Origin of the sequence: Algoriphagus alkaliphilus (assembly GCF_900103735.1) — a bacterium.
In the GTDB taxonomy this organism is placed as follows: Bacteria; Bacteroidota; Bacteroidia; order Cytophagales; family Cyclobacteriaceae; genus Algoriphagus; species Algoriphagus alkaliphilus.
This window is the reverse complement of record NZ_FMXE01000036.1, coordinates 1,707-15,004: the sequence shown is the minus strand read 5'-3', so window position 1 is coordinate 15,004 and position 13,298 is coordinate 1,707. Positions and strand designations below refer to the sequence as shown.

Here is a 13,298-nt window from a genome sequence, read left to right as displayed (position 1 = left end):
CTTAACCTAAATCTGCTCTTATGTTCAAGCAATTCCTTTTTGTAATCCTCTTTATCGGAATTCAAATTCAATTCGGTTTTTCGCAAGAAAACCGGGTCATCAACCTATTTCCAGAAGGAACAAAACTCCACGGCAATATCCCCTACAATGGCGATACGCTGAAAAAACACCTCTTGGATATCTATCTGCCTCCCAATGCAAGCGGAAAAGTCCCTTTGGTGATTTGGATTCACGGGGGTGGTTGGCTGAGCAACGACAAATATTCCGACTTGGGCTACATGAAGCAGACCGTAGCCGAAATCATCAATCAAGGCTATGCGCTCGCATCGATCGACTACCGATTCAGTACCCAAGCGGTTTTCCCCGCGCAGATGCTCGACTGTAATCGGGCTATTTCCTACCTCTATGACCATGCCGACAAATACGGCTTTGACACGGATAGCTTTGCCTTGATGGGATTTTCAGCGGGAGGACATTTGGCTTCGATGGTTGGGCTTTCGAAGAATAATTCGGTTGATTCCTTCTTTATGCCCGGTTCCAGTCGAGATTTTAAAGTCAAGGCTGTAGTTGATTTCTATGGTCCGGCAGACCTAACCCTTTTTCCCGGAGCCAATGACCCAAAATCACCGGAAGGATTGCTGATCGGAGCGGCACCCTTGGATCGGCCCGACCTGGCAAAAGCAGCCAGTCCGGTGAGCTATGTGGATGAAAAAGACCCTCCCTTTCTGATTATTCATGGGGAAAAGGACGACTTGGTCTCGCCCCGTCAATCTCAACTGTTGAATGCTTGGCTTCAAGTGAAAGGTGTCCCAAGCGAACTGATTATCGTAAAAGATGCTCCCCATTTTGGGTCTATGTTTGATGTGGAGAGTATCCGAACGAAAGTCTTTGATTTCCTGAAAAACCATTTGGAATAAACCGCTCATCAATCTGTTTGAAATATATAACTCAAACAAAACCAGCCTTTACTAAATTGAAGCAGTGTAAGTTGACCCTATTTCCAATCGAATATTCTGTATGACCCAATCTGTAGATAAGCTCAACCGCCGATCGTTTCTCAAAGTCTCTGCCCTCGCAGGCGGAGGATTACTCTTGAGCTTCAACTGGCTGGGTGGTTGCAATCCCAAGGAGTTGGAAGAATTGGGCTTGCCAAAGGAGTGGTTTAGACTGAACGGCTACATCAAAATCGGAGAAAACGGACTCGTGACCTTAATGTCTCCCAATCCGGAAGGCGGGCAAAATGTCAAGACCTCCATGCCCATGATCGTGGCAGAGGAGCTCGACGCCGACTGGACCAAAGTGGTTGTGGAACAAGCTCCTTTGGACACGGATAATTTTACCCGTCAGTTCATCGGAGGCAGTCAGGCTATCCGAATGGGTTGGAAAGCCCTTCGAACTGCAGGCGCCACCGCCCGTCAACTCCTGATCCACGCGGCTTCCCAGACTTGGAACGTTCCTGCTTCTGAAATCACCACCGAACCCGGATTTTTGATTCATTCAGCAAGCGGGAAAAAGGCCCATTTTGGAGAAATGGCCTCTCTCGCAGCCACCTTGCCTGTACCCGAGGAAGTTCCGCTCAAGGAAATTTCTGAATTCAAATTGATCGGCAAATCCCACCAAAATGTGGAAGCCAAAAACATCATAACCGGAAAGCCACTTTTCGGGATCGATTATAAAAAAGAGGGGATGCAGATCGCAATGATCATCCATCCACCTGCTCACGGCATGCGGCTGAAGTCATTTGACGACTCCGCAGCCCGAAACCTCTCAGGGATCACCGACATTTTCCAGATCAAATCCCATCAGGACGACTACGAACGCACCTTTTTTGATACCACAAGTTTTACGGATTTAGTCGCAGTCGTCGGCAAGTCGACCTGGGAAGTGATGAATGCAAAAAAAGCCGTACAAGTCGAATGGGAGGAATTTTCCACCTATGATGAAAAGAGGGACTGGAACGGGAGAAAAGAAAACCGAACCATTCCAGGAGGGATGGAAAGCTGGGAGGATCAATTGGCAAAAATGGGCGTAGCTGCCAAAAAAGCTAAAACTCTCCGCAAAGACGGAAATCCTGAAGCGGCTTTCGCCGAAGCGGCCAAAGTAATCGAGCAAACCTATCGGGGACCTTTTTTGGCGCACAACTGCATGGAACCGATGAACTTCTTTGCTCATGTCCATGATGGCAAGGCAGATTGTGCCGGGCCGCTTCAGAAGCCCGAACTCACCGAACAGGCTCTTTCTTCACGACTCGGAATTCCCATCGAAAACATCCAGATCGAAATGACCCGCTTGGGCGGTGGCTACGGACGTCGTTCCTATGCCCACTGGCTGATCGAGGCGGCGGTCATTTCCCAAAAGGTTAATGCCCCGATCAAATTGATCTACTCCCGAGAGGATGATATGACTGGAGGAATCTATCGTCCGATGTATCAGGCAATTTATCGGGCTGCCTTGGACAAATACAACAATCTTATCGGATTCCATGTGAACGCGGGGGGATTAGTAGAGCCACCAATTTATCCGGATCGCTTTCCAGCGGGAGCTGTGGAAAATTACTGGGCAGAAGAATGGACGGTTCCTTCAAACATTACAGTCGGATCATTCCGAGCTCCTCGATCCAACTTTATCGCAGCGGCTGAACAGTCCTTTTTGGACGAAGTCGCGGAAGCAGCGGGCAAAGACCCGATCGATTTCCGCTTGGAGCTTTTGCAAAAAGCCAAAGAAAATCCAGTTGGAGAAAATAATGACTACGATCCTGATCGATATGCGGGAGTTTTGGAATTGGTTAAAGCCAAATCCAATTGGGGTTCGACCCAAGCCGGGATTTCCCGTGGAGTTTCGGCCTATTTCTGCCACAACAGCTACGCTGCACAAGTCCTGGATTTGAAGTTGGAAAACGGACAGGTTCAGGTGGAAAAAGTGTATAATGCCCTGGATTGTGGATTGCTGATCAATCCCGATTCTGCAAAGAATCTCTGCGAAGGTTCGGTAGTGGACGGAATCGGCACGGCGATGTTTGGGGAATTGAAATTCAACCAAGGCCTTCCAGACAAGCGCAATTTTGATCAGTATCGCATGATTCGGATGAAAGAAGCTCCGAAGGAAATAGAAACCCATTTTGTGGAAAGTCAAGTCGATCCCACAGGCTTGGGTGAGCCAGGATATCCTCCGGTATTTGCCGCTTTAGCCAATGCCTTGTATCAGGCGACAGGCAAGCGGTTTTATGACCAGCCTTTTGCGAAGCAATTGGAGGGGTGAACTTATGATTTGATCTAGGATGATTTTCTCAGATCCAATTGATTATTAAATATATCTGTTTGATTTCCGTAAGGGACGCCCCTTACAAAATGCCTAACTTTAAATTTAAAATCTGACGATCTATGGCCATTTTCAATCTCAACATCAACGGAACTTCCAAGCAGGTCGATGTGGATCCCACCACTCCGATGCTTTGGGTTCTGCGCGACCACCTGGATTTGGTAGGCACTAAGTTTGGCTGTGGCATCGCTCAGTGTGGTGCTTGTACCATTCACCTGGACGGCAACGCCATGCGATCCTGCCAACTTCCGGTTTCAGCAGTAGCTGATTCCAAAATTACCACCATCGAAGGACTCTCCGAGCAAGGTGATCATCCGGTTCAACAGGCTTGGTTGGAGCACGATGTACCCCAATGCGGCTATTGTCAGGCAGGACAGATCATGTCTGCAGCTGCACTTTTGGCGTCTAACCCGAATCCATCGGATACCGATATCGACAATGCCATGAATGGCAATATCTGCCGATGCGGAACCTATACCCGGATCAAAGCTGCCATCAAAACAGCCTCACAGAAACTCTAAACTCAGAAAAACATGACAACTGTAAACACCAAACTTGATCGAAGATCATTTTTAAAAGTGTCAGCTTTGGCAGGAGGAGGCATGATGCTGAGCTTTAGCTGGCTGGCTGGATGTAAGCCCACCGCCGAGGAAGCTTTGGGATTACCAAAAGAATGGTTTGAACTGAACAGCTATATCAAAATCGGGGAAAACGGAGCGGTGACCCTTTTCTCTCCCAACCCGGAATTTGGCTCCAATGTCAAAACTTCCATGCCGATGATCTTGGCAGAAGAGCTGGACACGGATTGGAAAAATGTAATCGTAGAACAGGCTGACTTCTATCCTGAGCGCTATGACCGACAGTTTACCGGAGGAAGTCAGGGCATCCGACAGGGATGGACTCCACTGCGAACAGCCGGTGCAACTGCCAGAGCCATGTTGGTGGCAGCAGCAGCGCAAACCTGGAAGGTTTCCGCTTCAGAAATCACCACCTCTGCAGGTATTTTGGAACATAAGGGAAGTGGCAAAAAAGCACATTACGGTGAAATGGCTTCTCTTGCTGCCACAATGGAAGTGCCTGAAGAAGTCCAATTAAAAGAACTGAAAGATTTCAAGATCATCGGTAGTTCGAAAAAAAATGTAGAGGCAAGCAAAATCGTGACCGGCAAGCCGCTTTTTTCTATTGATCACAAAGTAGAAGGGATGAAGTACGCGGCCATCGTCCATCCGCCTGCTTTCGGAATGAAATTGAAGTCTTTTGACAAAAGCTCAGTCAGCGGAATGTCCGGAATTCAGGATGTTTTTTCCATCAGTCTTTTCAAGGAGGATTATGGGAGAAACTTTTTCGACACCACCACTTTCCCGGAGATCGTTGCCATTGTGGGCAATTCCACTTGGGAAGTGATGCAAGCCAAAAAATCACTGGCTGTGGAGTGGGAAAACGCTCCTGAATCCAGTTTTGAAGTAGGCGGATTTGGTGGTCGACCAAACACCAAAGTCACTGTTCCTTCCGGCCTGGAAAACACCTCCTCCCACAAAGATCGAATGAAGGAATACATCACTAAACCCGGCACCATTGTCCGAAAAGACGGGGATCCGGAAGGTGCTTTCAAGAAGGCAGCTAAAGTGATCGAGAAAACTTATTCCGCTCCGTTTTTGGCCCATAATACTATGGAGCCTATGAACTGCTTTGCTGATGTCAAAGGAGATAAAGCCGTTGTCTACGGACCTACTCAAGCACCGGAATCCATTATGGGTACCTTGGTGCAAGCTTTGGGTATTCCAAAAGAAAATATTCAGATCAACCTTGCCCGTATGGGAGGTGGATTTGGCAGAAGGGCCTATAGTCACCATATGACGGAGGCAGCTTTGATTTCTCAAAAAATCCAAGCTCCTGTCAAAATGGTCTACACCCGAGAGGACGACATGAGCGCCGGTGTGTACCGACCTGCTTACTCTGCGACTTATCGGGCTGCCTTGGATGAAAACAACAACCTGCTTGCCCTTCATGTAAAGGCCGGTGGAATCCCTGAATCCCCCTTGCATGCCAATCGGTTTCCAGCAGGAGCCTTGGACAATTACTTGGCAGAAAGTTGGGATATCCCTTCCAACATCACCATCGGAGCCTTTCGCGCGCCCCGATCCAACTTTATCGCAGCTGCGGAGCAGAGTTTCTTGGACGAGTTGGCAGAAGTCATGGGTAAAGATCCGATCGAATTCCGGTTGGAGCTTTTGAAAAGAGCCGAAACCAATCCTGTAGGGGAGCAAAATGATTACGATGCCAAACGCTATGCCGGGGTGTTGGAGCTCGTGCGGGACAAATCCAAGTGGAATACGCCTGCAGCAGGCGTACATCGGGGAGTATCGGCCTATTTCTGTCACAATTCCTATGTGGCCGAAGTAGTGGACATCAAAATTGTAGATTCAAAGCCTGTGGTTGAAAAAGTCTATGCAGCGGTGGATTGCGGAATTGTCGTCAATCCTGATGCGGCAACAAACATGGGAGAAGGAGCGATTGTGGACGGAATCGGAAATGCGTTTTTTGGAGAGTTGGCCTTTGAAAATGGTGTGCCAAACAAGACCAACTTCGATAAGTACCGAATGATCCGTCAGAAAGAAACACCAAAGTCCATCGAAGTTCACTTCGTGGATAGCAAAGTGGACCCTACCGGGTTGGGTGAGCCATTCTTCCCTCCTGTTTTTGCAGCTTTAGCAAACTCGCTGTACAAAGCAACCGGTAAACGCTATTACGAGCAGCCGTTTGCGTCACAGCTGGAAATGCAGAATCTGAAGATGTGATTTGGAAGTAGTAGTCAAAAAACCTAAGAAAAACTAAAAATCCGGTCGTTTGTACGAGGCACACTGATAAAAAATGGCTTTACATAAAAATCCTTCTTGAGCTAATCAGGAAGGTTTTTTCTTTTTGGGGCATTTAACCCATTATGGAAAAATCTATTCATCCCATTTTGATCAAGTGAGCGGAAACCAATTTCCATCCCTCCTCTTTTTCAACCCACACATCTATAAAATTCAAGACCTCACTGAATTCCTCATCTTGTAATTTGATGTTAAAAAATCCTTCCCCTTGAACCACAGCGGTACTCCCATAACTTCTTGCCAGGATTTTCAGAACTTCAATGCCTTGAAAAACAGTTTTACCAGACTTTAGATTTGCGATAATTTCAGATTTAGTTTCTACCATTCCATCAGGATAAAAAATAAGTCCTCTTTCATCAAAGAGGAGAGAAAAAGTCTCTAAGTCAAACTCCAACAAACTGGAACATTTTTCTTGTGATAAAGAAATAGCTTTAGATTCTATCATTAAAGTCTCCATAGGTGTGGATTTGAATGTGATATTAGGGACTTGTGTGGATAGTTTTTTACTTTTTTGACTAGTGCCAAACATTCAGGTAAAAAATGTAAATCAAAGGCAATGAAATGTGCCATAAAGAAAAAGTCACGCAAAGAGATAATTATCAGCTAGGTAAGATTTCTTGCTCTCCTTGAGGCGGGCACTGGCGCAGTTTGGCAGGCCTAAACTTCAAAAATCAAATAATAAGCACTTGAAAAAATCAGTTAGAATTAAAAAAATCTAACTCACTAGAGATTTTAGGTTTCATCCATTTAGATACAATGTAAAAAATCTTCAATTCGAATCCCAAAACCGAAAGCAGTAAAGTTTGGACAATCCATTGGTGAACTTTTGTTAAATGAAATGCCTAAACAAGTATCAGTCCACTACATTTGAATCTTAACTAGCTTCCTTCCGTTGTTCAGAGGTAAGCAAAAGGTAAAAAGAAATGAAGAAAGCGATACTTATTTTCCTGGGTGTTTTTGTGTTTTTGATAGGGGCCGCAGTTGCCATACCTTTTTTGTTCAAAGACAAAATCATCGCCCGTATCAATAAGGAGCTTGATCAAGCCTTAAACGCCAAAGTCTACTATGACCCGAATCAGGTTTCACTGAGTTTGTTCCGTCATTTTCCCAATGTCAGTGCCGGACTAGGCGATTTCGGGATCGTGGGATTGGAGCCTTTCGAAAGTGACACTTTGGTCCATGCCGATGAACTGACTATGGACTTTAATCTCAGATCTGTCCTTTTCGAAGATTTCCCCACTCTTACCGGACTTCATCTCAATGGAGGGGAACTTTACATCAAAGTTTTGGAAGATGGCCGTGCCAACTATGACATTGCCAAAGAGTCAATAGGCACAGAACCGAAAGCACCCAGCAACTTTAAGCTGGGAATCGAACTTCTCGAAGTCAAGGGTGTCAGCCTGATTTTCGACGACCGCTCTCAGAAGTTGGTTATGGCTTTGGCCGAAATCGAGGCAAAAGGCAGCGGCCGGTTTACATTGGATGTCTATGACTTGCCATTACAGCTGAGCGCCATGATTGCAGATGTCAATTACGGGGGAGTTCACTACATGAGCAATAAAAAGTTTCAAGGAGAGACACTACTCCATGTTGATCTGGAGCAGATGAAGTTTACCCTGGCAGAGGGACGGTTTGCGCTCAATGACTTTCTGTTTGACCTGAGGGGGGTCATCGGACTTCCTGAGGATGGAATTGCCCTTGACCTTACTTTTGAAAGCAAGGAGACGGATTTCAAAAATATCCTTTCGCTGGTTCCGGGCATTTACACCGAAAGTTTTTCCTCCCTCAAGACCTCCGGATCGCTTTCATTCGAAGGTTTTGTGAAAGGCCTTTACGGAGAAAATGTTTTCCCCGCATTCGATGTCAAACTGGAAGTCAAAGACGGTATGTTTCAATATCCCGATCTGCCCTTGCCTGTCAGGGATATCAACCTGAATTTTCAGGCGAAAAATGAAACAACCAACCTGGACAACACGACAGTTTCCATTCCTGTATTTTCCATGAATTTGGGTTCCAATCCCCTATCCGGCAATTTCTCCCTTGCAAATCTTCGTGACTATGACATGGAAGGAAAATTGATCGGAAAACTGAACCTTAAAGAACTCACTTCCATTTTCCCGATCGATAAAACGCAATTGGCCGGAATGCTTGATTTCAACGCAAGTGCAAAAGGGCGCTATGACTCCGCTGCCAAAGTCCTTCCAAGCATGGATATCCGACTGAATCTGGAAAATGGATTTATTCAGAATACCGATTACCCTGTGCCATTGGAAAAACTTCATGCCAAAGCAACAATCCAAAACCAGAAAGGAACTATGCAGGATTTCTTCATGGATGTCAGCTCGTTCGGCTTTCATCTCGAGGGTGAAGAAATCGAAGGAAACCTGAAAATTAATGATTTCGAAGCTCTCAACTGGAATGGGGCTGTGGAAGGTGTACTCGACTTGAAAAAATTGACGGCTATCTTCCCGATTGCTGACACCAAACTGGAAGGATTGATCAAAGCCGATCTAAAGACCACGGGGTCCTATACCGATGTGGAAAAAGAACGCTACGATCGTTTGCAGGCTTCTGGCACGATGGACATCCGTAATCTTTACTACGAATCAAAAGATTTCCCACAGGGCGTGCGGATCATTGAATCCCAGGCGGATTTCAATCCCCAGCGGGCCAACCTGACCCAATTCAAATCCCAACTCGGAAAAAGTCCACTAGAAGCCAGTGGTTACCTTTCCAATTACATGGATTACTTACTTTCAGACAAAGGAGTTTTGAAAGGTCAACTCAACCTGAACAGCTCCAGATTTGATCTGAATGAATGGATGAGCAGCAGTACGGCAGACACCGGAAGTGAAGAGATGGAGGTCATTCCACTGCCCGAAAACATTGATTTCACCATGAGTTTAGCTGCCGATGAGGTGCTGTATGAAAAATTCAATCTGAAGGAAGTAACAGGAAATATGACACTGAGAAACGGGGTACTGCAATTTTCAGAAACTGGAATGAAAACTTTGGATGGACGGATCAAACTAAATGGAAATTATGATCCCAGAAATCTGGCAGCGCCGATCTTTGATTTCAAACTGGACATTTCAGAACTCAGTATTGCCAAGGCATTCGAAAGTCTGGAAACCGTCAAAGCTTTCGCTCCGATAGCCCGCGACATCACAGGAAGGGTCAATACCAACATCAGTTTCTCCGGCCTTTTAGGTCAAAATATGATGCCTGTCCTCTCTTCGATCGATGTAAAAGGGATCCTTAAAGTGGCAGAGGCTGCTCTCAAAGACAGCAAAATATTGGAGGCTGTGACCAATTTGACCCGACTTAAAGATGGCAACACGCTAACTTTGAAAAATATTTCCATCCCGATAGTGATCGAAAATGGAAGAATGGAAGTGAAACCATTCGATCTGCGTCTTTGGGATTACCAAACTACTATTCAGGGCAGCACGGGTTTTGACGGATCGATCAGCTACTTGTTGAATATGCAGGTTCCTGCCGGACAATTCGGCGCGCAGGCAAATTCTATTTTGGCTACTATCTCCGGCTCTGAGGCAAGCACATCAACTTTAATTCCGATTGCACTCAATCTATCAGGAACCTATAATCAACCCAAAATCAGCCTTGCAGGGGGCAACAGCATTGAGAATTTACTGACCAATGCATTGAAATCCCGATTTGATTCAGAGAAGGACAACTTGCAGGCAAAGGCTACGGCGCAATTTCAGGCTGCACAGGACAGTATCAAGCAGGAGATCAAATTGAAAGCAGAAGTGGTCCAGGATAGCGTCAAGAAGGAGCTGGAGAAAAAGGTAAATCAGTCTACCGGAAAAGCAGTGGATGAAGCAAAAACGCTACTGAAAGGCTTGATTGTAAGGCCAAAAGCCAAGCCTGACACGACAAAGATCAACAACTAGGAACCTTATTGGCATCGAAATTTCCGAAACCCTGCCAGCTGGTGGGCAGGATTGAAATGATTTTATTACCTCAAAGGAAAATGAGAGTAGTTAATCGACCTTCAATAGAAAGAGTGAGAGCTTAGCTAAAAATCTCAGCGGTCTCTGCCCCTCTGCGGTGATTTTATAGCATTTTTTTCACCGCAAAGGAAAAAGAGATGGACTAATCAATCCCCAAGAGGTGAGATCCAGTCGCTCTCGCTCTGATTGAGGACACAAAGATGGCAGATTCAAACCTTTAAAGGAGCTTCTGAAAATCCGCGAAGGTCTGCGTCTTTTTCCGCGTATAACTTGCCTGACGGCAGTCAGGTCTGCGGGAAACTCTTAGGGGATTTATCAAAAACTTTGTGCCTTATGGCCTTTGTGGCAAATATTATTCCCCTTAGGATTTCTCTCCAAAAAAATCCGCAGCGATCTTCAAAGGTCGGTATACCAGTCGGTTTTTGACACGAAGGGCAACACTCCGCTGAGAAATATCACGAAGTGTCTTTAAGACCTCCATCGTGTGTTTGCCTTTGTTGATCATGATGCATTCGGCCCTTGAGGCATGGCCTGCATCAGTAACCTCAGCGCGCGTGGCCACACCCGATTTATGCAGATTTTCCAGCACCTGAGTGGCCCATATTACCGGTACATGTGCCGCTTCGCAAAGCCACAAAATCTGATCCTGAATCTCCACCAATCGCTCAAAGCCGATCTCTACGGCCAAGTCTCCACGCGCAATCATCACTCCAAAATCAGCGTCTTTCATTCCTTCCAATAGTAAGGAAGGTAGATTTTTGACTGATTCATGTGTTTCAATTTTTAGGATCATAAAAGGGATATCAGCCTCTACCTCCTTCAAAGCGGCCCGCAAATCAGCAATATCCCGACTGGACCTTACAAAAGAAAACCCTACTGTATCCGCATTTGCGCAGACAAAGGGAAGACACTTTTTATCAAAATCCGTAAGCGAAGAAACCTGTAGGGAACAATCCGGAAAATTAATTCCTTTTTCAGCTTTAATAAATGGTTTTTTGGAAGAAATACGCTCAATCTTTAGCAAAGCTTTGTCCTTATCAACCCTCTGCACCAAGCACATAATTAATCCATCATCGATAAAAACCCGATCTCCAATCTTCAAACCAGCGATCACTCCAGATTCATTGGGGCTAATCACAATTTCTTTGGCTTTAAACCCTTTGGCTGAATCACTCAGCCAAATCGTTTCTCCGATTTTTATCTTAACCCGCCCTTTGTCTTTCCCTTTTGTCAGCAGTTTGGTTCTGATTTTTGGCCCTGCGAGATCCACGTGAATTTTGCAGGGAAGGCCCGTAATTTTACTTGCCAGACGGATTTTGTCCACCATTTCCTGCCAAACAGATTCATCATCGTGTGCGCAATTGATCCGTGCAGTGCTCATTCCCTTTTTCAAAAGCTTCGGGATCAGATCTTTTTCTGCTAAAAATACCGAGTCAAATGTCACCATTATGGAAGCAAACCAATTTTCTGGCTTTGGACCAAAAAGCTGTTGACTACTTTCTTCGATTTTTTTACTCCCAAAATCCGTCGTGCAGGAATCCAGTTTCTCAAACTTCTCACCCAAATGCTGGAGAGTCATTTCTATTTGCCGCTGCGTATGGCTTTCACAACTCGCCAAAGAAGAAAGCCCATTTTCATGAAGCAGGATCTGAAGGTCTCGAACGTCTGTTTTGCGGAGAATCAGATACTTTAAAAAATTGATTGCTGATATGCGGTTATGTGGAGGAATATCGGCAAGCAAGCCTTCAAACTCCTCTTCCACCCGATTCATCGATTGACGAAGGGAGTTCAATTGCATTTTCATTTGGTTCATCGAATCGAGCATTAGTCTGGTAGATTTTCGGCAAGTTCCATATTCTTTCGCTTATCCATTCAAAAATTTGATTCTAAGAACACTATTTTTCAATATATTTCATATACTTAAAACTTGCTGCTCCGGTGACTTTGTGTCAAAAACTCTCTGTACACCCTACCTACGGCAGACAGGTCTGCGCTGAACTTTTTACTGCAACGGAAAAAGAGCACAAGTAATCAATCCTTCTTAGGTTTAATCGAGTCATCTTCGCTCCGATAGCGGGCGCAAAAATAGAGGGATCAATCCTCAATGGAACAAGTGAGGACGGATGTGTTATTTTTTTTGGAATACCTGAAGCGAAAATATGCCATACATCGTCATAGAGACAAATTTGAAAACCTAATCCCAACATTTATGAGTATCCGTTCAAATATTAAAGCCATCACCCGCAAGGGATTGATGATGGCTTCAGGAATTCTTGCCGGCTCCCTTCTGCTTACGGGCTGTCTGGATAACCTCGACTCTCCCAGTTTGCCACCGGCAGCCTACGTCTCCATTTTTCAGGGAGCTTCGGGGGCTCCAGCCATGGATATCTTTGCCAATCAAAACCGGGTCAATCAGACGCCTGTCGAGTATACACAGATTTTACCTTACAGTGCTTTTTACCCTGGCTCCCGAAACTTTCGTTTTTCGGCTTTCAACTCCGCTACTTCCCTACTGGAAAAAAGATTTGTGCTGAAAGCAGATACGGTGTATTCAGTTTTTGTGGCAGATAAAGCTTCCGGGATCGATGCTATTTTGGTAAAAGATATCTGGAAGGAACCAAGCTCCTCAAAAACGCAGCTACGCTTTGTTCACCTCTCACCTGACACGGAAAAAGTGTATTTGGAACTATCCGGAATAAGTGCTCCGCTGGTTTCAGATTCTGAGTTCAAGTCAGTTTCTGAATTTAAGGAGTTGAATCCGGGTAATGTCACGCTGAAAGTAAAATCCAAGGCAACCGGCGAAACACTGATCCAATCCGGGACCTTGGATCTGAAAGGAAACCGGGTGTACTCGCTGATTTTAAGAGGACTAAGCGCCGAAAGTACAGGTAGTAAAAAACTTGATATTCAGCTAATTACCAACTTTATCAACTATTAGAATTTTTAAATACGCCTTATTTTTTTTGTTTTTCCCGAAGCTTGGGTGAGCTTCGGGATTTTTTTTGTGAAGGGGGAAAATTATTCAAGGCAACTTTTCCAAAGTTCTAGAATTTTGGAAAAGTTCTTGGGGATAATTAATTGTCAACTGTTAGTTTCCAGTGGAAATCACAGCTTGCCCCGGTGAGTG

General features: G+C 45.3%; 8 protein-coding genes. 6 read left to right on the top strand and 2 right to left on the bottom strand.

Translation table 11 applies throughout. From position 1 onward, the window contains the following. The first annotated feature begins 20 nt into the window (after positions 1-20). The 4 genes from BLQ81_RS18700 (at position 21) to BLQ81_RS18685 (ending at position 6,116) form a co-directional block, all read left to right on the top strand. Positions 21-917 carry an alpha/beta hydrolase gene (locus BLQ81_RS18700; RefSeq protein WP_092733527.1) on the top strand — a complete coding sequence of 299 codons (897 nt, stop codon included), beginning with the start codon at positions 21-23 and terminating at the stop codon, positions 915-917. 100 nt (positions 918-1,017) lie between these two features. Further along, on the top strand, positions 1,018-3,258 hold the full coding sequence (locus BLQ81_RS18695; protein WP_092733524.1) for a xanthine dehydrogenase family protein molybdopterin-binding subunit: 2,241 nt from the start codon (positions 1,018-1,020) through the stop codon (positions 3,256-3,258). Between the two features lie 122 nt (positions 3,259-3,380). Then, a complete protein-coding gene (locus tag BLQ81_RS18690) occupies positions 3,381-3,839 on the top strand; it encodes a (2Fe-2S)-binding protein (protein WP_092733521.1) in 459 nt (152 codons plus the stop codon). Between the two features lie 12 nt (positions 3,840-3,851). Further along, positions 3,852-6,116 (top strand): xanthine dehydrogenase family protein molybdopterin-binding subunit, encoded by a 2,265-nt coding sequence (locus BLQ81_RS18685; RefSeq protein WP_092733518.1) that lies wholly within the window; start codon positions 3,852-3,854, stop codon positions 6,114-6,116. A gap of 157 nt (positions 6,117-6,273) precedes the next feature. Here BLQ81_RS18685 and BLQ81_RS18680 read toward each other — a convergent pair whose 3' ends face one another. Next, a complete protein-coding gene (locus BLQ81_RS18680) occupies positions 6,274-6,651 on the bottom strand; it encodes a nuclear transport factor 2 family protein (RefSeq protein ID WP_175454279.1) in 378 nt (125 codons plus the stop codon). Between the two features lie 466 nt (positions 6,652-7,117). Here BLQ81_RS18680 and BLQ81_RS18675 point away from each other — a divergent pair, with 466 nt between their 5' ends. Next, positions 7,118-10,111, top strand: a complete 2,994-nt coding sequence (locus BLQ81_RS18675; RefSeq protein ID WP_092733512.1) for an AsmA family protein — start codon at positions 7,118-7,120, stop codon at positions 10,109-10,111. Between the two features lie 421 nt (positions 10,112-10,532). Here BLQ81_RS18675 and BLQ81_RS18670 read toward each other — a convergent pair whose 3' ends face one another. Continuing rightward, positions 10,533-11,969, bottom strand: coding sequence for a pyruvate kinase (locus BLQ81_RS18670; RefSeq protein WP_245693310.1), 1,437 nt, complete (start codon positions 11,967-11,969; stop codon positions 10,533-10,535). Positions 11,970-12,380: 411 nt separating this feature from the next. Here BLQ81_RS18670 and BLQ81_RS18665 point away from each other — a divergent pair, with 411 nt between their 5' ends. Further along, positions 12,381-13,109, top strand: a complete 729-nt coding sequence (locus BLQ81_RS18665; protein ID WP_175454278.1) for a DUF4397 domain-containing protein — start codon at positions 12,381-12,383, stop codon at positions 13,107-13,109. Positions 13,110-13,298: the final 189 nt, after the last annotated feature.